Genomic DNA, 21627 nt, shown 5'->3' with positions numbered 1-21627 from the left:
TTTAATCCCCTACCTGTCTAACAAACATTTCATTCATGTATAACAATTTAGTGTTTTAAAGCAAGAAAAAAGGGGGCCACACGCATATCCGCTATCAATGTTTAGATTCCTTGTGGCGCCCCTTCTATATTAGCTGTTTGCTACTTTTGTTAAAGCTTCAATTACGCGATCTGCTTGGAATGGCTTTACAATAAAGTCTTTTGCCCCACCCTTAATTGCATCTAATACCATACCTTGTTGTCCCATTGCAGAACAAATAACAACTTTTGCACTTGAATCAATTTTAATAATTTCTTTTAATGCTTCAAGTCCGTCCATTTCTGGCATAGTAATATCTAATGTTACAATATCCGGTTGAAGTTCTTTAAACTTCTGAATTGCTTCTACTCCATTCTCTGCTTCACCAATAATTTCAAATTCAGAATTACTTTTTAATAAGTTTTTAATCATCGTTCGCATGAACATCGCATCGTCTACAACTAAAATTTTATGTGCCATTCTTTTTAATTCTCTCCTTCTATGTATAAATATATCTTAATATTTCACCTTATCATTCTCACTCATTATACAAAATAAAATGATAAAATTTAATATTTTTTTAAAAGAATTTTCGTATTTTCATTATTTTATTATTAAAATGATAATATACTATTCTTTTATGTAAATGACAACGCGACGGTTTTTCTCCCAATTTTGCGGTGAATCATTTGGTACTACTGGCTTTGTGTCTGCATATCCTACCGCAGCTAACCTTTTATCATCCACATTATACACTTCAATTAAGTGATGAATCATATTTGCTGCTCTTGCTGAAGACAGCTCCCAGTTAGAAGGGAATTTGTCATTATGAATAGGTCTACTATCTGTATGCCCTTCAACAACAATCGGATTTGGTACTGATTGGAAAAACCCAACTAATTGACTTATTATCTCTTTCGCTTCTGGTTTAACGTTCGCGTCACCCGTATCAAATATTAAATTATCTACTATAACGACGCTTACTCCCGTATCCTCTCGATATACATTCACTTGACTAATACCGTTATTATCTACATATGCTTTTAACTTTTTATATAATTCGTCCATTCTCTTTTTAGAGACCATTTTTTCATCATTTTTTTCATGTGAAATATCTGGTATTGTATTTTCCATTACTTTTGCATCTACTTGCTCCACGTCACTAAACTTTTCAAGCATCTGTGACAATTTTACTGCATCCTGCTTTGATGTAGCAACTAGTAATACAAAGAAAGTTAATAATAACATCGTTAAATCTGTAAAAGTCGTCATCCAACGAGGCGATCCCTTTTGCGGTCGTTGCATCATAACCATACCACTCCTTGAAATATTAGGCTGCTCGTTTTACCTTTTTTATCTTTGTTTCGTATACATATGTATCGAGTTTCAACTTTAATTTAGAAGGAATTTGACCACGATATAATTCTGAAATCGCTTCAATAACAAACTTCTTCTCTGTATATAAATCTTCAATACCACGATACACTTTTTCAGCAAGAGGGATTGCAATCATATTCGCAAGTACTGACCCATACAATGTCGTTAACATCGCAACTGCCATCCCTGTACCAATTTGCGATGTGTCTTGCAAGTTTTGAAGCATAATGATTAGACCGATTAAAGTCCCTATCATGCCCCAAGCTGGAGCGAAATCGCCAATTTTATCTAGTAATGCTGCCCCTTTTCTTAACTCATACACTTCCGTTTCAACATCTTTCATTAACACTTCTTTTAATTCATCTTCATCGTAACCACTTAACATTAATCGAATTCCTTTTTGAATAAAAGGATTGTCTACTTGCTCTCCATCAACTTCTAAAGAAAGCAAACCGTGTTTTTTAGACTTTTTCGAAAAATCGACAAACAAATCCGTTAACTGTTCTAAATCTTCTTCTTTTCTATGTAAAACAGTAAAAATACTTTTCGTATATTTTTTTATTTCTCCAAATCGATATGCCACAGCAATTGTCGCTGTAGTTCCCCCTATGACAATTAAAATAGATGAAACATCTAAAAAGTTTTTAAAAGCTTTTACTCCGCCGCCGCCAATCATAATTGCCGCTATTACAATAGCAAAACCTACTATTATGCCCACTGGGCTAGAAATATCAAACTTCCTTTTTTTTCTTTCTGGTCTAGCAAACACTTGATTTTCGTCTCCCATATTCCGGCCCTTCCCTTTTCATTTTTATAAAACATTTTTTTATTTTAATAATGTGTTTTCACATATATTAAGTATTATACGCTTATCATCTATTTATCGCAATATACTCATAGAATTGACACATTTCATTTCCATATTAGAATTATAGTATGGAAATATGAGGAGGATCACGATGGAACATAATATTTTACAAGTCATTGCACTAGCAGAAAAACTAAAATATGAAATGCGACACAGCTGGCTTTCTAACGGACGTCAAGAAAGTGTTGCTGAACATACGTGGCGCATGTCTCTAATGGCCATTTTAGTTGAGCCTTATTTAGATCAAAAAGTAAACATTGAAAAATTACTTAAAATGGTCATTATTCACGACCTAGTCGAAGCTGAAGCTGGTGATATTCCTGCTTTTGATACAATGAATAGTCATGAATTACAATTACAAAAACAAAAAAATGAGCAAGAAGCCATTTTAAATATTAAACGAACATTAGAAGGTTCTCTCGGTCAGGAATTATATGATTTATGGATGGAGTTTGAAGCGAAAGAAACGTACGAAGCAAAAGTAGCTAACGCACTTGATAAGCTTGAGGTGAAAATTCAACATAACGAAGCTGATATTGATACGTGGCTTCCAATTGAGCATAAAATGACATTCCAAGTAGCAAAGCATACAAACTTTGATTCTTTCCTATCTAAATTACAAAAAATGATTGAACAAGATGGAGAAAAGAAATTACTAGCAGCCGGCATTGACGTGGAAGCTTGCAAACGATAATGAAAAGACACTCAAATTGAGTGTCTTATTTCATTATCGTTGATACAGCCTGCTTGTAAATCAGTTGTTGTTTTCCATCAACTAACATTAAAACGGTAAATTTGTCTATCGCAACAATTTCTCCTACTATTCTAACGCCACTCTTTAAAAAAACTGTAACAATACCTTTTTCTTCTTTTATTTGTTTATATAACTCTTCTTGTAAATGTTCCAAATAATTTTCTCTCCTTTTTCGCAAAATATCCTAATATAAAAAACTACAAATTATTTATGTAATTTATCTTTTACATTCATAAACTTATTAATAAGTATATCTAAATCTCGGCTAAATAACAAAACTTTATCATGTTCCAATCCATGTCTAGCAACAAGTTGGATTAGCTCTTTCTTTTTGTTTTCTATTTTATTGTGTAATTTTCCCATCTCCATCTCTTTACTAAAACTCCCTTTTCCCATAATATTACTTGTAAAATTATAGTACAAATCTTCTCATAAAAAAATATAAAAATGGTTTTTTTTACAATTTTTATATTTTTTATGAACAAATCGCAAATTATATAACAATTCATTCACATATCACTAGCCCAACATACAATCAAAATAACCATACAGGCGTTTGTCTAATTCCAAAAGAGACTGGCTCCTTTTCCATACAAAAAACATATTGTATATAGTAGTCCATGAATTATATAGATTAACTTACTCAAAAGGAGGAAAACATATGAGCTATGGTGGAAGTTGCGCTGGTTTCGGCGGTGGATTTGCTTTGCTTATCGTACTATTCATCCTTCTAATCATCATCGGATGTAGCTGTTGGGGTGGCGGCGGATACGGATACTAATATATCCTATCCTTAACAAATGAACGAAAAACTATACGAAAACAGCTCATATTTGAGCTGTTTTTTCATACTTTCGTATGAATGAATATCCCTCTTTTTTGCGATTTCAACTAATAAAAAAACGTTTACTATGAAATTAAGAAATACTTTACTAAGGAGGATTACAATGATTAAAGGTCTTTACGAAGCACATTTACCTGTCCGCAACCTAGAGATATCAATACCTTTTTATGAATCACTTGGACTGAAATTATACAAAAGAGGAGATGATATTGCTTTCTTTTGGATTAAAGAAAATGAAAGTTGGCTCGGCCTTTGGGAAGGCACAGAATACAAAGTTAATTATCATCCCTCTTTACGACACATCGCCTTTCAAGTAAGCTTACATGATTTAGAAAATGCGATTCATTGGCTAAATCAAAAAGGCATTTCAGCACGAAAAGATTTCGGAATGGAACCAATTGAACCGATTGTTTTTCCAGAATTAGCACATGCCGCCGTATACTTTAACGATCCTGACGGAAATAGTTTAGAATTGATTGCACAATTACCTGTTGGACTTCCTACAGCGGAGAAAGTGTATGTAAGCGAGTGGAAAAAACAAGTTCAGGCATCATCATTACATAGGGATTAATCTTTTTATGTCAGTTTCTTATTCCGCACTTCTAAAAACAAATAATAACTTCAAAAAACTATTTTACGGTCAAACGTTAAGTGTACTTGGAGATTGGTTTCATACTGTAGCTTTAGTAACATTCGTCTATAGCATAACGGAATCTCCGTTTATGATTGCACTCACTTTTATAAGTAAAGGATTGCCTCAACTTCTGCTTAGTCCTTTCATAGGCGGGATTGTAGATCGTTTTTCTAAAAAGAAGATTCTGATTTTTACCGATATTTTACGAAGCATAATCGTCCTCACTTACTTATTTGCAATATATAAAATTGAGATTATTTTCATTTCTAATATATGTTTAGCTGTACTTTCTTGTTTATTTGAGCCGGCTAAACAAGCAACCTTAAAAAATATCGTACACCAAGATCATTTCGTAACTGCTAACTCTCTTTCTAGTATAATGAATGGTTTTATGTCTATTATGGGGGCTTCTTTAGGCGGAATCCTTGCACAATCTTTACATATTGAGTTCGCTTTTTTAGTAAATAGCCTGTCATACTTTATTTCAGCCTATTTTATTTATAATATGAGCGTCCCTTCTCATGATACTTGTAACACAAAAAAAGCATTTTTTACTAATATAAAAGATGGTTATACATACATATTACAAACAAAAATCATTTTAACCTTAATTCTTGTCGGCATTTCATGGGGCATGATTGGAGGTGCTTATCAGCTACTTCTAACGATCTATGCCGAAAAAATTTTTCACACGAATATCGGAATTTTATATACGGTTCAAGGGGCTGGGCTTATGATGGGTAGTCTCCTCGTTAATCTTTATATATCTCATCATAAAGAAAGAATGAAAAAAGCATTTGGCTGGGCCTACTTCCTACAAGGAGTTTTCTTTCTCGCATTCATTTTATCCGATCAGCTTATTGTCGGTATTATTACATTACTCTGTATGCGCATAGCAGGAGGAATCATCGTTCCACTTGATACGACATTACTTCAAACTTACACGAAGGAAAATATGATGGGTAAAGTTTTTTCATTCCATTATTCCATTTATGGATCTCTTATTCAGTTATCTATGTTTTTTACAGGAGCGCTTCTAGAAGTTCTTTCTCCGCAAGTTATCGGTACCTTGTTGGCTATATGCTGTATTTTTGTTAGTTTTATATGGCTTTACTTATTCTATCGAGGGAAACTGAGTAAAGAATCCACTATCATTTAATAGCATGTTTATGTACATGCTATTTTTATTTATGTCGAAATTTAAAGGAAAAAGGCGATTTATTTTCCTTACGTTCTAATTTTTTAGAATGTACAATAAATTTAGATTGTAAGAAAGGAGATGTCGTAATGTTTGACGATAGACTTACTATTTCAGCTGAGCAGCAGAAGCTCATTTCCAACGCAACTCGCATTCAAATTCTTCACCTTTTAAAAGACGAAGCACTCACTGCAAAACAAGTAGCTACTAAACTAAATAAATCTGCTGGTAGCGTACATTATCACGTTCAAATTTTATATGATGGAGGGTTACTTGAATTAGTAGAAACGAAAGAAAAACGGGGAATTATTGAAAAATATTACAAGGCAAAATCTGCTCATTTCTATATTGAAGAAAGCGGCACAGAAGGAACGAATACAGGTAGTCATATTGTATCTCATTTATTTTTAACTCCAGAGGAATTACAACAGCTTACTTGGGAAGTTACACAAGTTTTATTACGCTGGGAAAACAAAACCGCTCGTCAATCAAACTCCGAAGAGGAATACGCTATTTCCTGCAGGATAAAAAAACAATGAAAGAAAGGTCCAGCCGCTCATGAAAAATAAATTATTATTATTGTCGGGAACAGGAATTTCTCGTTTAGGTGATTTTATGTATCTCATCGCCCTAAACGTAATGGTGTTAAATAGCACAAACTCCCCTGCTGCTGTAGCAGGATTATGGATTGTAGGTCCAATTGCGACCGTTGTTACAAAAATATGGTCTGGTAGCATAGTAGATCGATTAAACAAACGGTCTATTATGCTCATCACAGATATAATTCGGGCAGCTCTCATTGGCTGTATTCCACTATTTGATTCTATTTGGGCCATTTATATTTTTATCTTTTTAACTCGCATCGCTACATCATTTTTCGATCCAGCATCATTTTCTTATAGAACAATGCTCATACGAGCTGAAGAACGCGCTCAATTCAATGCTTGGAATAACTTTTGTACAAGCGGGGCTTTTATTATCGGTCCAGCCCTTGCTGGAATACTTCTCACCACGTACTCAGCATCCTTTGTAATTTACTGCAACTCACTTTCCTTTCTACTTTCTACTATTCTCATTTATTTCTTGCCAAACATTACATTACAAACAAAGCAAAACGAAGAAGTTGCAAATACTTTCGTACAAACATTACGAAGTGATTTGAAACAAGTTTTTTCATTTGCTCGAACGGAAACTTACATCATTCTCATATTCGTTTTATTTCAAGCTACTATGCTTGTGTCTATGGCGCTCGATTCACAAGAAGTTGTATTCACAAAACAAGTACTGTTTTTATCCGACATGAAATATAGCATGCTTGTTAGTATAACTGGTGCTGCATATATTTTCGGTTCATTTCTTGTTTCTCTCTTTGCTAAACGATTACCGATTCAACATTGTATCGGATTCGGTATGATTTTTACAGCAATAGGTTATGTAATTTTTGCCTTTTCAAATTCATTTATAGTCGCGGCAGGCGGTTTCATTTTACTGGGCATTTCTTCATCATTTGCTGGTACTGGCTTTATCACATTTTATCAAAATAACATCCCTGTAGACATGATAGGACGGATTGATAGCGTATTTGATTCTATAAAAAATTTCATCCAAATCTTTTTCATTTTAGCAATTGGGGCATCCGCACAATTTCTTTCCGTTCAAATTACTGTAATCATTAGCTCGTTACTCATTCTTCTCCTTTCCTGTTTATTAGCAATCCGGGTAATGACGCCTTCACGAGAAAAATATTTTAAGGCTACAGGATCATCATTGGAATATTAAATGCATCATAAAAAGCGGCTATTTAGCCGCTTTTTTCCCGTTTTAAAGGACAGTAAGCCCCACTGATTTAAGTTTCACTTTATGTTAAAATATGTATTGGATTTGATTATGTAGGAGGGTTATTTTGGAGATTATATTCACTTTCATATGTATTATATTAGTAGCTTCTATTTTACAAACAAGTACAGGTTTTGGCTTTTCTATTATGGCAACACCTTTCTTACTCATGCTATTTCTACCACAAGAAGCTATTCAAATAAATATTATTTTATCATTAATTATTTCCATATCACTCATTTGGAAAATAAGAACAGACATTGATTTTATTCTACTGAAAAGATTAATTTTCGGAAGCATAGTTGGTGTTCCGTTTGGTATTATCATTTTCACTTCCATTAACATCAACACATTTAAATTAGCAATTAGCATCCTGCTCTTACTATTAACGTTGATGCTAATATGCAACTTTATGATTCAATCAACAAAATCTAGAGATTTCATAGTTGGCGGATTATCTGGTCTTTTAACGACAAGTATCGGTATGCCAGGTCCTCCCCTGTTACTTTATTTTACAGGAACTGATACGAAAAAGGAGAAGTTACGAGCAACTACATTAGCCTTTTATCTGTTTATATATTTCATTAGTCTACTAACTCAAATACTCTTCACTGGGACAAACAAAACAATTTGGGAATCCAGTTTTTATGCTATTCCAATCGTATTTCTAGGTTTGTATATAGGTCAAATTATTTTCAAATGGCTTAATCAACGGATTTTCAAAATATTTACATATATCCTTTTGAGTTGTACGGGGATGTATCTTCTTATTGAAAGTTTACATTTGTTATAAGTAAGTTTTTCAATATAAAAGATGCTTTATATTATTACGTGTGGTGGAGTATTTTACATCATAAATAAAAAACATATTTTAGAGATACAAAATCATAAATAAAATACTAACTAAACGATAAAAAGCGGCTATTATGCCGCTTTTTATCTTCACTTAAACTAACGTTTCATCACAAACCGCTGTTACATTTTTAAAGTATTGCAAGTTCTCCTTCACTTCAGCTTCATTAAATAAATTGAGCTGCTTCATTATTTCAGCAGCAAATTCAACGTACGCAGACCCTACCGCTGTTATAATTTTTCCATCAACGGTTATATCTTTATTTTGTATATATTCCCATTCATGTAAATGCGCTAATTGTTTTTCATCTGGTGTTAATGATGTTGAGAATTTCTTCTTATTAAGTACTCCTGCTGCATGTAGTAAAGATGTCCCTGCACAAATACCCGCTATCCATTTATTTTGCTTATGTAATTCGTTCACGATAGATAACAACTTTTCATTTTCTAAATGGTCAAAAATATGTCCTCCTGGTACGATAAGCACTTCATAGTCCGCTACTTCAATAAGCTCGATAGAAACATGTGGTTGACACAAAAAACCACCTTCTCCTGTAACTGTTTTGCCGTCTATTGTTGCTGTTATTATTTCGAATTCCTTACTTATTAAAAATAAACTCGCTATATTCACTTCAAATTCTGCAAATCCATCAAATAAAAAGATTAATGCTTTTTTCATATTATCTCCTCCCCCTATACTTATTCGAAGACAATCATATTTCTCCTCCAAAAAAGGCAGACCTGCATACAGGACTGCCTTTTTACTCATTTCTTATTAAATCCTTTTTCACTTAAAAATTCTTGCATATGCATTCTTTTTTCTTTAGCCATAAACGAACTCATTGATTCCGTCCATGTTATGTTTTTCTTATTTGATGATCTTTCTTTGTAATACGAACTCATCGTTTCATCGTATTCGTTTAATAATTCATCATATTTCTTTTCATCATATCCATTTTCATGAAGGATTGCTGCTACTGGTAAACGTGGTTTCACTCCATGTTCTTCATCTGGTACACCAACTGTCATTCCGAATACAGGATATACTTTATCTGGTAAATGAAGCAATTCACTTACTTCTCTCGGATTATTACGAATACCACCAATATAACAAATGCCGTATCCTAACGATTCTGCTGCTAACGCTAAGTTTTGTGCGAAAAGTGAAGCATCTACCGTCGCAACGATAAAGTCTTCTACTCCTTCATGTTTTATCTCTGTACTATGCTGTTCACATGCTATTTCAAGTCGTTTTAAATCTGCACAACAAACAAAGAATGCTGCGCAGTTTTTCACATGACGATTTCCGGATAACTCTGCTAGTTTAGCCTTTAGGTCTTGATCTGTTACATATATAACTGAATACGCCTGTACAAAATGTGAGGAAGCGGCATGCTGCGCAGCTTGTACCATTCTGTCTACTACATCTTTCGGAATTGATTCTTCTTTATATTTACGAACTGAAACGTGTTGCTCCATTTTATGTATAATCTCATTCATGAAAAACACTCCTTTTTTCTCTTCATAATGAAAAATTAACATATCTTTTTCAATATTCACAACTTATAAGCACAAAAAGAGCAATTCTTTTTGAATTGCTCTTTTTAAAACGTCTATTAATACGGTAAATGAAATTATATCAGCGATAATTTAAATATATCGGCGATTTTTCAGATATATCAACGATTCCTTGCACTATATCAACGATTTTTCGAATATATCGACGATTCGACAAGAGATATCGACTTACCGACAAATAACGACGAACTCACATCGAATTATTCCTTATTTTACTACGCTGTTTTCAAAACTTTAATACCTTTTACGATATTCCAAATGAAGTAATAAATCCCTACAAGAATGAACACCGCATACGTGATCATCATTCCAATTCCAGCACCATCAGATTGATTGAAGCTTAAGCCATATATGCCGGATACTGCTAAGCCACCAAATAAAATCGCATACGGGAAAATATGTGACCAAAATGCTTTTTTCGCGTGGTATTTCACTTCATCCTCCGCAACGAAGTACACGATAATTGGCAGTAAAAATGGTGCAAAAAAGATACTAAAGTAACATAGTGAAGATAATATATTATTTCCTTTCATCCGATTCACCTCTAAATAGTTTTTGTTATCTTCATTATGTCAGGAATCCATTGTAGAAACTATCGCTTTACCTTTCACAAACATGACATATTTGTAAGATTTCCATCAAAAATAATCCCGCCTAGATTTCCAGGCGGGATTATTTTCTCTATATTCGATTCATAAACCAATATTGCGTAATGGCTAAATACTCTCGTATATTCGATGGAATGACAATTCGCTTCGGTGTTTCAGCCGGAAGGCCTTCTAATTGTAAACCTTGTTTTGCTGCTATTTTTTTCGCTCTAAACATATGGAAATCGTTTGTTACGATCATTCCTTTTTTCATATCGCTCGAAATTAACGGTTTTGAGAATTTAATATTCTCATCTGTACTCGTTGATTTATCTTCCATTATAATGCGGTCTTCTGCAATTTTTAGTTTCATTAATCCATTTTTCATTGCTAATGCTTCTGAAATATCTTCCCCTTTTCCTTTCCCTCCAGATACAATCGCAATTGTCTTCTCATGTGATTGTAAATATTCAGCTGCTTTATCAATACGATATTGCAATGAGTATGATGGTTTCGTTCCGTTGACTTTCGATCCTAATACAATTATATAATCCGCATCGTAGGTGGCATTCATTTGCCCATGCTTATAAATGTTATATTGTAAAAATCCCGCATAAACGGCGCAAACCATTATAATTCCTATCATATACTTAATTATTTTCTTCTTTTTCATATCCATATTCTCCTAAGTTCTTTGCTTCTTTCATGATAATATCCATTTATTTGTTTGTATACAGACAAATTCCAGTTCACCCTAATTTATCCTCTGGGAAGTAATATTTATATTCCTTTCGGGAAAAGTAAGTACAACTTTGCACGAAGGAGTGTCTCTATTGCTTCTCTTTTTATGTAACGTATCGTTCTTTTTTATCTTATTTTTACTATCACTTAAGATGCTCGGTAAATCAGCTTTAGCCCAACTAACTCCTCATGATTTTGGTGCTATTATCTTTTTATCTTATTTAGCGTTTCAGGCCATACCAGTCTCTGGTGCTTTGCAAGCCTTTCTCGGTATGGTCGTTATTACATGTTTGCATTTGCTTCTTACAAAATTAAGCTTACTAAACAAACTAAATCGTTTCATTCTCGGACATCCTATCATTTTAATTAAACATGGTGACATTATTTTTGAGAACTTACAAAAAAGTAGATATCCAATTGCTGAACTACTTTCTAACCTTCGCGTCGCAGGATACCCCAGTGTTCATGAAATTGAATACGCTATTTTAGAAGCGAATGGAGCCATTAGTATTTTACCTAAGCGTGAGCTTGTACCATTAACTCCAAAAGATTTGAACATAGATGTTACGTATGCCGGATTACCAATTGTCCTTATCGTTGATTCGCAAATTCAATACGATAACTTAAAGTTAATTCATAAGGACGAAAAATGGTTATATAAAGAATTAAAAGAAAAAGGAATTACAAATATTAAAAACGTTGCTTTCGCGTCTGTTCAAGAAACAGATGGATCTTTTGCGATTAGTTTAAAAGCATAAAAGAATCCCCTTACTTGTTCAAGGGGATTCTCTTCATTATATTGCTTCTTTCTCTCCCGCCATATTTAATGGAACAGGATGTTTCATACGATTCATCGTAAATACGATAATTGCTGTCAATACTTCAGCTACTGGCATAACAAGCCAAATTCCATTTATCCCAAATAATTTTGGCATAATCCATAATAATGGAATAATAAATAGTAACCCTCGGCTCATTATAATAAGCACTGATTTTGTAGTTTGTCGCACTGATTGGAAGTACTCTCCATACACAATGTTGTAGCCTAAAAATACATATTGGATAAAGAACAAGCTAATACCCGTTAATGTTAACTCCAATAACTCTGGAGATTGGACATCAAATAGACCAATAATATATTTCCCGAAGAATAATCCGACAATTATTGCAATACCACCAAGTACTACCGCAATTTTTACAGCGAACTTTAATCCTTCACGCAATCTTTCTGATAAATTTGCACCGTAATGGAAACTAGCGATTGGTTGCAATGCAGCACCGACACCGAAGAATAATAGTAATGTCATAGCGTGAATACTATTCACCATCGCATAAGAAGCGACTCCTACTTCTCCTGCATATTGAACGAATGCAATATTAAAACCAATCGTTACAATCGCTACTGTACTTTCTGCTGTAAAGCTCGGGAAACCTATGATCATAATTTGTTTAACTGTATCCCATTCAAAATGGAATTTCGTCCATTTTAAAATACTACTTTTTCTAAAGAAGTGCGTTAATAATACAAGGAATCCAATCGCTGCTGAAAGAATAGTCGCTGAAGCAGCACCTGTTACGCCCCATCCAAAGATGAAAATAAAGATATAGTCAAACACTATATTTAATACAGCCGTTACAACTAGACCTGCCATTGCTAAATTAGGATTTCCATCATTTCGTATAAATGTACTTAAAATATTTTCTAAAACGTATATCATTCCAAATGTTAATAATACGTGTAAATAGTCTAACGCATACGGTAAAATCACTTCGTTTGCACCGAATAAGTATGCTATATCTTCTATTCTCCATAAGCAAATCGCTGCTAACACACCTACGATCATTACTGCTACGGTCATAGATTGCGTAAAAATAGACCTTGCTCTTTCTACTTTATTTTCACCTAGTGCAATGGAATATAACGTTGCCCCGCCCATTCCAATCCATAATGAAATAGAGAAGAAAATTGAAAACGCTGGAATAGCCACGTTTACTCCTGCTAATCCATTTGCTCCAACTCCTCTACTAATCATAACCGCATCAATCACAATATTAACTGACATTAATACCATTCCAAGAACAGCTGGTATTAAATATGAAATAAATAAACTTTTTATCGGTTTTTCTCTTAACTTTTCTGTTGTTTCCATCATATAAATGCTCCTTTTTTCAATGCTCTGTTCACAGTTTAAACCTTAAAGTTACTTGAAGGTCAATAGAGAATTAAAAAATAGGTAACTTAATTATTGTGTTTGATGCCAATTTGTTATGATACGAGCCCTACAACTTATTGCTTTGTTTTTTCATGATAGGAATTTGAATTTCTGTTACTTGCTCCTCTGGATTTTCTGTTACAGACCAATCAATTAATGCAATCTCAATCGCATCTCCACTTACTTTGTATCCTTCTTGATCAATATATTTCATTACCTTCTTATATGTTTCATCCGTTTCTTCATATGGTCCATGGTGATATACACAGGCAAATATACCTTCTTTAATTTCATCTGAACTATGCATTTGAAAAGGCATGTAATCCAGCAGAATAAAAACACTGCTATACGCTTGAAACTCATTTTGCATTAATCCTTTTTTTGCCACCGTTACACCGATATCTCCAGAAAATAAACTATCATCCATTTGTTTCATATTTTTTTGCAGCGAATGAATATAGTACTCAAACATATCATCCGTCGTATTCGGGGCAACAGCAATGGCTGTTATCTTTCGCTGCGGGATCTCTTTAATTACCATTTGTTCAGCTTTTACTTTTGTTGCTTCCTTAATTAAATGAATTCTATGCTCCATTTTCGCCAAAGCATACTCAATTTCTCTTTGTTTTTTCAACATCATTTCTTGTTGTTTTTCCAGTAAATTGAGTGCGTATGCTGGATTTCTTTCATCAATATATTTCTTAATTTCCTTTAATGGAATATTTAATTGGCGTAAAAATTTAATCGTATCTAATAGTGAAAATTGATCGATTGTATAGTAGCGATAATTTGTTTTCGGGTCCACAATGGACGGATGAAAAATCCCCTTTTCATCATAATAGCGTAGAGTAGATTCCGCTATATTTTGCATTTTTGCCATTTCTCCAATTGTAAAACGTTTATTTAATAACATATACCCTTCTCCAATTCATAAAAAATATATCCTTATTTCTTCTTATTATATAGTGATTCTCTCCATACCTAAATCGAATCCTATCATGAAAATCTGCTATTTTTTCATTGATTTTTCATACATTTTATTATATATTAATTACAGGTTCAAATTACGAGTTCAAAAGAACTTGTAATCAGACCCTTTGTTTAATGGGTTTTACATATTTTCATTAGGCAAATTCCGAGAAATCGTATGATAAAAATAAAAATGATGAGGAGAGGATCCGATGGATTTCGAATTTTTCTTTCAAATTGCACTTATTTTATTAAGTACAAAGCTCGCTGGTGATCTTAGTGTTAGATTAGGTCAACCTTCTGTACTAGGTAAATTAATTGTCGGTATCGTTATCGGTCCAGCTATATTAGGTTGGATTGAAAATTCAGAGCTTCTAACACAATTAAGTAATGTCGGTGTTATTCTTTTAATGTTTATGGCAGGACTTGAAACAGACTTAGAGGAATTAAACGCAAATCGTAATTCTTCTTTAGCAGTTGCACTTGGAGGTATCCTTCTTCCATTCATAGGTGGTTACGTTTCTGGTCTTGTTATCGGAATGGAACAAGGAAATGCTGTATTTTTAGGATTACTTCTATGTGCGACAAGTGTTAGTATTTCCGTACAAACACTTCGCGATTTAGGAAAGATGAAAACACGTGAAAGTACAACGATGCTTGGCGCGGCTGTATTTGATGACATCCTTGTCGTTATTTTATTAGCATTTGCAATGAGCTTCTTAGGTACAGATGATGTTAACTTAACAATGATTATCTTGAAGAAAGTTGTATTCTTCGCTTCTATTATTTTAATCGGATGGAAAGGTGTTCCTGCGATTATGCGCTGGTTATCACCACTACGCGTATCTGAGTCTATCGTGAGCGCGGCTCTTATCATCTGTTTCTCATTCGCATATTTCGGCGAATTATTAGGAATTGCTGGTATTATCGGTGCTTTCGCAGCTGGTATCGCTATTTCTCAAACGAACTACAAACATGAAGTAGAAAAGAAAGTAGAACCAATCGCTTACGCTATGTTCGTTCCCGTATTCTTCGTAAGTATCGGTATGAATATTACATTTGACGGTATTGGCAATCAAATTTGGTTCATCCTAGCATTAACAGTAATCGCTGTATTAACGAAACTAATTGGTTGTGGATTGGGTGCACGAATGACTGGATTTGACGCTAAGTCTTCTGCCATTATCGGTTCTGGAATGGTTTCTCGTGGTGAAGTTGCACTTATCATCGCTGGAACAGGACTTTCTTCAGGTCTACTAGCACAAGATTACTTTACAGCTATCGTTATTGTCGTTATTTTAACTACAATGATTACACCACCAATGTTAAAATACACTTTTGGTGCAAAAGATAAAGCAATGAAAGCAAGTAAATAAGTTTCATATAATAAAAGGAGATTGCTATCTTATAAGATAGTAATCTCCTTTTTCATTGTATCTTTAAACAATCCCGTTCTTTTTTAACCATTTTTCAAACATAATTCGCGCTTCTTCATCATCCATATCATCACTAAATGAATACACCATAATGCCGTAATCATCCGTATATTCACCCAGTTTCATTTTCTCCACTTTTTTGTAAAAATCGCCTACCTCATAGTGCGGAATATAAGCATCCCAAACTGGTTCATTTATTCTTTTGTACGCCGTTACTTCTAAATCATATCCATCTTCATAATATCCGATGTGATAATGTTGACTCAGATCATGTTTCTCCATAAAAGCCCGTCATACTAAACAAAAGCGAGCTGTAATCTACAGCTCGCTTCATTCATTAAATGCGTTCCATCGCTGTCTTCAACGTTCCAACAACAAAAGCAATTTCTTCACTTGAAATAACAAGCGGTGGTGCTAATGTTAAGACGTTATTATATCCTGCTGTTGTCATACCGTTTCGTCCAATAATTAAACCTTTTTCTTTACAAGCATTTACAACACTTGCAATTTTGTCGTTATCAATTGGCTCTTTCGTCTCTTTATCATTTACTAGTTCAATTCCAACTAGTAGACCTTTCCCTCTAATATTCCCAACAAGTGGATGCTCTCCAATTTCTTCTTTTAATTGCTCTAATAAAAGCGAGCCCATTTGTGCAGATCGCTCAATTAAATTTTCATTTTCCATAATCTCTAAGTTTTTAAGCGCTAATGCACAAGCTGCAGGATTTCCACCAAATGTATTAATATGACGGAAGAATTCATATTCTCCCTTCCCTTTAAATGCTTCATATATTTCTTTTTTCACAGCTGTCGCTGATAATGGTAAATATGCGCTCGTAATCCCTTTTGCCATCGTAATAATATCTGGCTGAACGTCATAATTCATAAATCCAAATGCTTTTCCTGTACGTCCGAAACCGCAAATCACTTCATCGCTAATGAGAAGTGCACCGTGTTTTTGACACGTTTCATGAATAGCTTTCATATAGTCTTGTGGCGGCATTAAAATGCCTCCGCCCGTAATAATTGGTTCCATAATAAAAGCTGCAATCGTTTCACTTAATTCCCATGTCATAACGCGATCTACTTCTTTTACACATTCTACATCATAAATATTCTCGCTTTCTATTCCAGGCATACGATAACAATCTGGCGGCGTTACATGTAAAAATCCTGAAGCAAATGGCTCATATTGATATCTACGCTGTGCTTGTCCCGTCGCTGCCATCGTTGCCATTGTATTTCCATGATACCCACGGTAACGTGACATAAACTTATAACGATGCGGTTCACCTTTTTGAGCATAGTATTGCCTTGCTATTTTAAAAGCCGTTTCGTTCGCTTCCGAGCCACTATTAGAGAAGAAAATAACATACTCCCCTCCAAGCCACTCATTTAATTTTTCTGCAAGCTTTATAGCTGGTTCATGCGATTGTGACATCGGAAAGTATGATAATGTTTGTAATTGCTTATATGCCGCCTCTGCGAGTTCTTTTCTTCCATATCCACTATTCACGCACCAAAGACCACTCATACCATCTAAATATCTTTTCCCTTCTATATCTTCAACCCAGCACCCTTCTGCTTTTGCCCCTACCATTGTACTATTTGGACTAAAGGGACGCATTCCGTGCCAAACATATTGCTCATCTTTTGCTAATAATTCATCAGTCTGTTTCGTTTTCATCATTTCTTCCACCTTCCATAACAACTTATTTTTCACAAAAGCTGCGCTGGTACCATGATGATTTAAATTTCTCCCTGCTATTTTCATTCCACAAAATTAAGACAAAATCCTACTAACAATACAGTAATATTTACAAGAAAATGACAAAAGAAAAAAGAGCTTTTCTTATCTATCGAAAAGCTCTTCTTTTATTTAATGCGAAGACGCATCGCTAATGCCATGACCGGTATTAGATTTCACGAGAATTTCATCAAATTTCGCTGCATCTTCTTTCTTACTAGATAAAATGGTTCCTAAATATGCTGCAAGGAATCCGAGCGGGATTGAAATAATTCCAGGTGTCGTATATGGGAATATCGCTTCTCCAACAAATATAGCTTTTCCAGCTATAGGGTTCCAAACATTCGGGCTTAACGCTACGAGAACAATTGCTGATACAAGACCAACAACCATACCCGAAATGGCACCTGTTGTATTGAAGCGCTTCCAATATATTGTGAATAATATAACTGGTAGATTTGCACTCGCTGCAACTGCAAATGCTAATGAAACTAAAAATGCTACGTTCAATGTTTGAGCAAATAACGCTAGTATAATGGATAATACCGCTACTCCAATAGACGCATAGCGAGCCATTGACACTTGCTCTTTTTCCGTTGATTTTCCTTTACGAATAATCTCATTATAAAAATCATGTGCAAATGCTGATGCTGCTGTTAATACAAGACCTGCCACTACAGCTAAAATCGTTGCAAAGGCAATGGCCGATACGAAAGCAAATAAGAAATCTCCACCTAACGCTTTAGCTAATAAAGGTGCTGCCATATTACCAGCAGGGTTTGCTTTCATAATTGCCTCATTCCCTACAAATGCCGCTGCCCCAAATCCTAAGAAAATTGTCATAATATAAAATGCGCCAATTAACCACGTAGCGTATACAACAGATTGACGTGCTGTTTTTGCATCACGCACTGTAAAAAAGCGGACAAGAATATGTGGTAATCCAGCTGTACCAAGAACTAGTCCTAAATTTAAAGAAAGTGTATCAAGACCATCCTTATACTTTACTCCTGGATTTAAAAACGAATCTTTTAATGGAGTAGCAGTTTTCATTTGAGCGAACATTTCCGTCACACTGAAATTAAATTTGGAGAAAACGATAACAGAAATAATAAACGTACCAGCCATAAGTAATACAGCCTTAACAATTTGCACCCAGCTCGTCGCAGTCATTCCGCCAAAAATAACGTACACTGTCATTAATGTACCAACGATTAAAACAGATGTCGTATATTCGATCCCTAATAATAATTTAATAAGTGCACCCGCACCAACTAATTGTGCAATCATATAAAAAATCGAAATCGTCATCGTATTAAGTGCTGCAACGCCGCGAACTTTTTTCGCATCAAAACGTGCTGCAATCATATCCGCTAACGTATACTTCCCTAAATTTCTAAGCGGTTCTGCAACAAGGTATAGAACAACTAAATAAGCAACTAAAAAACCGATACTATAAAAGAACCCATCAAACCCAGTTAATGCGATCGCTCCGGCTATACCAAGAAAAGACGCAGCAGACATGTAATCTCCCGCAATGGCCAGACCATTTTGCCAACCAGTTAATCCCCCTCCAGCTGTATAAAACTCACTCGCATTTTTCGTTTTCTTCGATGCAAAATAAGTTATGACGAGTGTACCAAGAACAATGATTAAAAATAATGCAAAAGCGGTTACATTCAAAGTTAGTCCCTCCCTTTTTGCATATCTTGTAGAATTTTTCGCGAGATTTTATCAAAGGATTCTGCTTTTTTGCTATAAATCATACATAATGACCACGTCATGATAAATTGCGCAAATGCAAACACCCACGCCCACGTAACATCACCAAATGCCGATGTATTGAGCACCTTTGAATACGATGTTAAAATAGGTAATGCAATAAAAAAGCTTAAAAAGAAAATACTCATCGGAACGATAAACTTCTTTTTCGTATTTAATAGCAATTGAAACTCTTCTGACTGAACAACCTCTGTATAATTCACTTCATTTTGTAACTTACGTGCTGACGTATCATTTCTTTTCATTCCCATTCCCCTCTCTTACTAGAAATACAATTCCCCCTTGCATACCTAAAGACTAAATTTTATAAATATTCAGAAACTTATTTTCATTTTAGACAATCCATACATTCCTGCAAAGATTTTTCGATAGACATTTTTCGGCAATTTCCCCCAAGTTTTTAATATACTTTTTCAACATAAAATTTTTGCTTTTCAACCCGTACCAATCAAGCTTTTATTCTCGTTAAAACAAAACAAAAAGTAGTGCTTATCGCACCACTTCTGTTTTTTTCTCTTTTTCTAAATTACGTGCTGTTTCGCTTAATTCAACGTCTTTTCCGTCTTTAAGTGTTCCAAATAGGAAATCGAATACTGGATTGGAAACACCAAACCAAAACTTTTCATTTTTATAATGGTGTAATATGTGCTGTTTTTTGAGCCATCGTCCAAACTTAGTGAACGGACGAATCGGCTTATGTGCAATATAATGTTTCCATTCATAAACGAGAAGCATAATAATCATTCCAATTCCGAATGAAAGTGTAATAGTAACACTTTTCGTTATACCATATGCTATAAGTAAATATATAGTAAAGCTAGGTATACTAAACCATACAGGCAAAAACAATAGTTTTAAATCATCTGGATATACATGATGATCATAATGTAATCTTCTTAACATTTTTAATAAAAATACGTTTTTAGGTGGCTTTAAATGGAATAAAAATCGATGTGTCATATATTCGTTAAGCGTATAAAAAGCAATCCCAAATAAACACGCTAACATACCAATCCATGTGAATAATTGCATTTTTAAAATAATGATGAAAATAAATAAAATACTATACATAATAACGATATCATGTTGTAAAAAGAACTCTTTCCCCACTCTCTTCATCTTCCTTCCCCCTTTTCTAAAAAAACAGCCGCAACATATCGTTACGACTATTTCTTTTATTTTTTATTCTTATTCTATTCACTTTACAAATTTGCCTGCTGCTCTATTGTCGAGAAAAAATTGTTCGATCCAAATATATTTTGTTTTGGAATAATATGTTCCACCGCAAACACTGTTACTTCTCCTCTTTGTACCTCTCCAATAATGAGCCCAAATATTTCATGATTCAGCGCAAACGTTGGTTGCTTTGTTTGTAGTAATCTTGCTGCATTATGAAATACCGCTTCATATAGTGGATTCCTATCAGTAATTTCTTTTCGGATTTTTGGTGCCAACGTAATAATAATTTCTTTTCCGTCAATAGTGGTTCGATACATAAAAATCTCCCCTTCAATCTTATGTGAACAACTGTAAAGCTTTGTATGCAAAATGGATAGAATATCCTACTAAAATAATACCTGCTCCGGCTGTTATATAGCCAAGTGCTTTTGGCTTTAGTAAAGTTCTGCCAAAATGGACAGAAAAAGCAATATTTAAATTCCATAAAATAATGCCAATGATAATACACAGACTGTACAAAAAGGCTTCTTGTTTCGTTACCTTCGTAAGCAATGAACTAAGTGTACTTCCGTATATACCAAACCAAAAAACAAGATTTAATGGATTGGATATCGCAATTAAAAAACCTGCCATAAACGATTGTTTAAGACCACCTACCTCTTCCTTTTTATATTCCATATTCGAGTGGGAAATTCCTTGTTTTACACTTTGAAATCCTAAATAAAATAATAAGAAAAAACCTGTGCAATACATAAAAGCTTGTACATATGTATACATAAACACAGAAGATAAACCGAAGTAGATGAGAAGCATAAACAAAATATCTGCAGTCATTCCACCAATTCCAACAACCCACGCATGCCAAAAACCTCGTTCAATTCCTCGTTTTAACATTTCAATATTAATCGGACCTACTGGTGCAGCTAATGAAATACCTAATACAATTTGTTGTATAATCGCTCCAAACATCGCTCTATCCTTTCTACTTCCTTTACTATTAAGTAATGATGTAAT

At 34.1% G+C, this 21627-nt stretch carries 27 protein-coding genes; 9 read left to right on the top strand and 18 right to left on the bottom strand.

All coding sequences use genetic code 11. The annotated features are described in order from the left end of the window. Window positions 1–129 precede the first annotated feature (129 nt). The 3 genes from KZZ19_RS08135 to KZZ19_RS08125 all read right to left on the bottom strand — a co-directional run bounded on the left by KZZ19_RS08135 (window position 130) and on the right by KZZ19_RS08125 (window position 2182). The gene (locus tag KZZ19_RS08135) at window positions 130–498 is read right to left on the bottom strand and encodes a response regulator (RefSeq protein WP_000940570.1); all 369 of its coding nucleotides are present in this window, start codon (window positions 496–498) and stop codon (window positions 130–132) included. Window positions 499–648: 150 nt separating this feature from the next. After that, window positions 649–1326 (bottom strand): OmpA family protein, encoded by a 678-nt coding sequence (locus KZZ19_RS08130; protein ID WP_016134059.1) that lies wholly within the window; start codon window positions 1324–1326, stop codon window positions 649–651. 22 nt (window positions 1327–1348) lie between these two features. After that, window positions 1349–2182: a flagellar motor protein MotP gene (locus KZZ19_RS08125; RefSeq protein ID WP_237981904.1), complete on the bottom strand. Its 834-nt coding sequence runs from the start codon at window positions 2180–2182 to the stop codon at window positions 1349–1351. A gap of 172 nt (window positions 2183–2354) precedes the next feature. Here KZZ19_RS08125 and KZZ19_RS08120 point away from each other — a divergent pair, with 172 nt between their 5' ends. Further along, window positions 2355–2957 (top strand): HD domain-containing protein, encoded by a 603-nt coding sequence (locus tag KZZ19_RS08120; protein ID WP_097817780.1) that lies wholly within the window; start codon window positions 2355–2357, stop codon window positions 2955–2957. Between the two features lie 25 nt (window positions 2958–2982). Here the strand turns inward: KZZ19_RS08120 and hfq are convergent, their stop codons facing one another. Together hfq and KZZ19_RS08110 are read right to left on the bottom strand one after the other, a co-directional pair. Continuing rightward, window positions 2983–3171, bottom strand: a complete 189-nt coding sequence (gene hfq / locus KZZ19_RS08115) for an RNA chaperone Hfq (protein WP_000400662.1) — start codon at window positions 3169–3171, stop codon at window positions 2983–2985. 50 nt (window positions 3172–3221) lie between these two features. Next, window positions 3222–3440: an aspartyl-phosphate phosphatase Spo0E family protein gene (locus tag KZZ19_RS08110; protein ID WP_071743560.1), complete on the bottom strand. Its 219-nt coding sequence runs from the start codon at window positions 3438–3440 to the stop codon at window positions 3222–3224. 238 nt (window positions 3441–3678) lie between these two features. Here KZZ19_RS08110 and KZZ19_RS08105 point away from each other — a divergent pair, with 238 nt between their 5' ends. From KZZ19_RS08105 to KZZ19_RS08080, 6 genes are all read left to right on the top strand, one after another. Continuing rightward, window positions 3679–3798, top strand: a complete 120-nt coding sequence (locus tag KZZ19_RS08105; RefSeq protein WP_000120179.1) for a YjcZ family sporulation protein — start codon at window positions 3679–3681, stop codon at window positions 3796–3798. A 166-nt stretch (window positions 3799–3964) separates the two neighbouring features. Continuing rightward, a complete protein-coding gene (locus tag KZZ19_RS08100) occupies window positions 3965–4432 on the top strand; it encodes a VOC family protein (protein WP_237981903.1) in 468 nt (155 codons plus the stop codon). A gap of 7 nt (window positions 4433–4439) precedes the next feature. Then, a complete protein-coding gene (locus KZZ19_RS08095) occupies window positions 4440–5654 on the top strand; it encodes an MFS transporter (RefSeq protein ID WP_098324352.1) in 1215 nt (404 codons plus the stop codon). Between the two features lie 128 nt (window positions 5655–5782). After that, a complete protein-coding gene (locus KZZ19_RS08090) occupies window positions 5783–6232 on the top strand; it encodes an ArsR/SmtB family transcription factor (protein WP_000459092.1) in 450 nt (149 codons plus the stop codon). A gap of 19 nt (window positions 6233–6251) precedes the next feature. Then, entirely contained in the window at window positions 6252–7472 is a 1221-nt protein-coding gene (locus tag KZZ19_RS08085) for an MFS transporter (protein ID WP_097864586.1), read from the top strand. 124 nt (window positions 7473–7596) lie between these two features. Next, a complete protein-coding gene (locus tag KZZ19_RS08080) occupies window positions 7597–8322 on the top strand; it encodes a sulfite exporter TauE/SafE family protein (protein WP_237981902.1) in 726 nt (241 codons plus the stop codon). A 153-nt stretch (window positions 8323–8475) separates the two neighbouring features. Here KZZ19_RS08080 and KZZ19_RS08075 read toward each other — a convergent pair whose 3' ends face one another. The 4 genes from KZZ19_RS08075 to KZZ19_RS08060 all read right to left on the bottom strand — a co-directional run bounded on the left by KZZ19_RS08075 (window position 8476) and on the right by KZZ19_RS08060 (window position 11219). Then, window positions 8476–9060: a DJ-1/PfpI family protein gene (locus tag KZZ19_RS08075; RefSeq protein WP_237981901.1), complete on the bottom strand. Its 585-nt coding sequence runs from the start codon at window positions 9058–9060 to the stop codon at window positions 8476–8478. An 86-nt stretch (window positions 9061–9146) separates the two neighbouring features. Further along, the gene (nfsA, locus tag KZZ19_RS08070) at window positions 9147–9881 is read right to left on the bottom strand and encodes an oxygen-insensitive NADPH nitroreductase (protein ID WP_098324350.1); all 735 of its coding nucleotides are present in this window, start codon (window positions 9879–9881) and stop codon (window positions 9147–9149) included. Window positions 9882–10174: 293 nt separating this feature from the next. Further along, the gene (locus KZZ19_RS08065; RefSeq protein ID WP_000678044.1) at window positions 10175–10492 is read right to left on the bottom strand and encodes a DUF4870 domain-containing protein; all 318 of its coding nucleotides are present in this window, start codon (window positions 10490–10492) and stop codon (window positions 10175–10177) included. Between the two features lie 148 nt (window positions 10493–10640). Then, window positions 10641–11219, bottom strand: a complete 579-nt coding sequence (locus KZZ19_RS08060; protein WP_097817788.1) for a YdcF family protein — start codon at window positions 11217–11219, stop codon at window positions 10641–10643. A gap of 160 nt (window positions 11220–11379) precedes the next feature. Between KZZ19_RS08060 and KZZ19_RS08055 the strand changes: the two genes are divergently transcribed. Next, window positions 11380–12045 carry a DUF421 domain-containing protein gene (locus tag KZZ19_RS08055; protein WP_237981900.1) on the top strand — a complete coding sequence of 222 codons (666 nt, stop codon included), beginning with the start codon at window positions 11380–11382 and terminating at the stop codon, window positions 12043–12045. 36 nt (window positions 12046–12081) lie between these two features. Here the strand turns inward: KZZ19_RS08055 and KZZ19_RS08050 are convergent, their stop codons facing one another. Then, window positions 12082–13437, bottom strand: coding sequence for an MATE family efflux transporter (locus KZZ19_RS08050; protein ID WP_063263730.1), 1356 nt, complete (start codon window positions 13435–13437; stop codon window positions 12082–12084). Between the two features lie 130 nt (window positions 13438–13567). After that, window positions 13568–14413, bottom strand: coding sequence for a MerR family transcriptional regulator (locus KZZ19_RS08045; protein ID WP_237981899.1), 846 nt, complete (start codon window positions 14411–14413; stop codon window positions 13568–13570). A 268-nt stretch (window positions 14414–14681) separates the two neighbouring features. On the opposite strand from KZZ19_RS08045, the gene KZZ19_RS08040 reads away from it, so the two are divergent. After that, window positions 14682–15845 (top strand): cation:proton antiporter, encoded by a 1164-nt coding sequence (locus KZZ19_RS08040; RefSeq protein WP_061680520.1) that lies wholly within the window; start codon window positions 14682–14684, stop codon window positions 15843–15845. Between the two features lie 63 nt (window positions 15846–15908). Here the strand turns inward: KZZ19_RS08040 and KZZ19_RS08035 are convergent, their stop codons facing one another. The 7 genes from KZZ19_RS08035 to KZZ19_RS08005 all read right to left on the bottom strand — a co-directional run bounded on the left by KZZ19_RS08035 (window position 15909) and on the right by KZZ19_RS08005 (window position 21582). Then, on the bottom strand, window positions 15909–16187 hold the full coding sequence (locus tag KZZ19_RS08035; RefSeq protein ID WP_098324348.1) for a DUF3986 family protein: 279 nt from the start codon (window positions 16185–16187) through the stop codon (window positions 15909–15911). A gap of 55 nt (window positions 16188–16242) precedes the next feature. Beyond that, the gene (locus KZZ19_RS08030) at window positions 16243–17592 is read right to left on the bottom strand and encodes an aspartate aminotransferase family protein (protein ID WP_140392407.1); all 1350 of its coding nucleotides are present in this window, start codon (window positions 17590–17592) and stop codon (window positions 16243–16245) included. A gap of 192 nt (window positions 17593–17784) precedes the next feature. Next, the gene (locus KZZ19_RS08025) at window positions 17785–19335 is read right to left on the bottom strand and encodes a solute symporter family protein (protein ID WP_237981898.1); all 1551 of its coding nucleotides are present in this window, start codon (window positions 19333–19335) and stop codon (window positions 17785–17787) included. A gap of 2 nt (window positions 19336–19337) precedes the next feature. Further along, window positions 19338–19679 carry a DUF485 domain-containing protein gene (locus KZZ19_RS08020; protein WP_237981897.1) on the bottom strand — a complete coding sequence of 114 codons (342 nt, stop codon included), beginning with the start codon at window positions 19677–19679 and terminating at the stop codon, window positions 19338–19340. 244 nt (window positions 19680–19923) lie between these two features. Continuing rightward, window positions 19924–20553 carry a sterol desaturase family protein gene (locus tag KZZ19_RS08015; protein WP_098343562.1) on the bottom strand — a complete coding sequence of 210 codons (630 nt, stop codon included), beginning with the start codon at window positions 20551–20553 and terminating at the stop codon, window positions 19924–19926. An 83-nt stretch (window positions 20554–20636) separates the two neighbouring features. Further along, window positions 20637–20930 (bottom strand): hypothetical protein, encoded by a 294-nt coding sequence (locus KZZ19_RS08010; protein WP_000286360.1) that lies wholly within the window; start codon window positions 20928–20930, stop codon window positions 20637–20639. A gap of 19 nt (window positions 20931–20949) precedes the next feature. Beyond that, the gene (locus KZZ19_RS08005) at window positions 20950–21582 is read right to left on the bottom strand and encodes a LysE family transporter (RefSeq protein ID WP_237981908.1); all 633 of its coding nucleotides are present in this window, start codon (window positions 21580–21582) and stop codon (window positions 20950–20952) included. Window positions 21583–21627 lie beyond the last annotated feature (45 nt).

The sequence above is a fragment of the Bacillus thuringiensis genome (assembly GCF_022095615.2).
In the GTDB taxonomy this organism is placed as follows: domain Bacteria; phylum Bacillota; class Bacilli; order Bacillales; family Bacillaceae_G; genus Bacillus_A; species Bacillus_A cereus_AG.
Note: the sequence above shows the minus strand (reverse complement) of the source record. Positions and strands in the feature narration are given on the sequence as shown.

Excerpts from the sequence above, each read along its gene's own strand:
- KZZ19_RS08095 (WP_098324352.1), top strand. The coding sequence starts at position 4,440 with ATGTCAGTTTCTTATTCCGCACTTCTAAAAACAAATAATAACTTCAAA.
- KZZ19_RS08020 (WP_237981897.1), bottom strand. The coding sequence starts at position 19,679 with ATGAAAAGAAATGATACGTCAGCACGTAAGTTACAAAATGAAGTGAAT.
- KZZ19_RS08030 (WP_140392407.1), bottom strand. The coding sequence starts at position 17,592 with ATGAAAACGAAACAGACTGATGAATTATTAGCAAAAGATGAGCAATAT.
- KZZ19_RS08075 (WP_237981901.1), bottom strand. The coding sequence starts at position 9,060 with ATGAAAAAAGCATTAATCTTTTTATTTGATGGATTTGCAGAATTTGAA.
- KZZ19_RS08130 (WP_016134059.1), bottom strand. The coding sequence starts at position 1,326 with ATGATGCAACGACCGCAAAAGGGATCGCCTCGTTGGATGACGACTTTT.
- KZZ19_RS08005 (WP_237981908.1), bottom strand. The coding sequence starts at position 21,582 with ATGTTTGGAGCGATTATACAACAAATTGTATTAGGTATTTCATTAGCT.
- KZZ19_RS08100 (WP_237981903.1), top strand. The coding sequence starts at position 3,965 with ATGATTAAAGGTCTTTACGAAGCACATTTACCTGTCCGCAACCTAGAG.
- KZZ19_RS08120 (WP_097817780.1), top strand. The coding sequence starts at position 2,355 with ATGGAACATAATATTTTACAAGTCATTGCACTAGCAGAAAAACTAAAA.
- KZZ19_RS08135 (WP_000940570.1), bottom strand. The coding sequence starts at position 498 with ATGGCACATAAAATTTTAGTTGTAGACGATGCGATGTTCATGCGAACG.
- KZZ19_RS08125 (WP_237981904.1), bottom strand. The coding sequence starts at position 2,182 with ATGGGAGACGAAAATCAAGTGTTTGCTAGACCAGAAAGAAAAAAAAGG.
- KZZ19_RS08090 (WP_000459092.1), top strand. The coding sequence starts at position 5,783 with ATGTTTGACGATAGACTTACTATTTCAGCTGAGCAGCAGAAGCTCATT.
- KZZ19_RS08045 (WP_237981899.1), bottom strand. The coding sequence starts at position 14,413 with ATGTTATTAAATAAACGTTTTACAATTGGAGAAATGGCAAAAATGCAA.
- KZZ19_RS08105 (WP_000120179.1), top strand. The coding sequence starts at position 3,679 with ATGAGCTATGGTGGAAGTTGCGCTGGTTTCGGCGGTGGATTTGCTTTG.
- KZZ19_RS08060 (WP_097817788.1), bottom strand. The coding sequence starts at position 11,219 with ATGAAAAAGAAGAAAATAATTAAGTATATGATAGGAATTATAATGGTT.
- KZZ19_RS08050 (WP_063263730.1), bottom strand. The coding sequence starts at position 13,437 with ATGGAAACAACAGAAAAGTTAAGAGAAAAACCGATAAAAAGTTTATTT.
- KZZ19_RS08065 (WP_000678044.1), bottom strand. The coding sequence starts at position 10,492 with ATGAAAGGAAATAATATATTATCTTCACTATGTTACTTTAGTATCTTT.
- KZZ19_RS08010 (WP_000286360.1), bottom strand. The coding sequence starts at position 20,930 with ATGTATCGAACCACTATTGACGGAAAAGAAATTATTATTACGTTGGCA.
- KZZ19_RS08085 (WP_097864586.1), top strand. The coding sequence starts at position 6,252 with ATGAAAAATAAATTATTATTATTGTCGGGAACAGGAATTTCTCGTTTA.
- KZZ19_RS08040 (WP_061680520.1), top strand. The coding sequence starts at position 14,682 with ATGGATTTCGAATTTTTCTTTCAAATTGCACTTATTTTATTAAGTACA.
- nfsA (WP_098324350.1), bottom strand. The coding sequence starts at position 9,881 with ATGAATGAGATTATACATAAAATGGAGCAACACGTTTCAGTTCGTAAA.
- KZZ19_RS08035 (WP_098324348.1), bottom strand. The coding sequence starts at position 16,187 with ATGGAGAAACATGATCTGAGTCAACATTATCACATCGGATATTATGAA.
- KZZ19_RS08015 (WP_098343562.1), bottom strand. The coding sequence starts at position 20,553 with ATGAAGAGAGTGGGGAAAGAGTTCTTTTTACAACATGATATCGTTATT.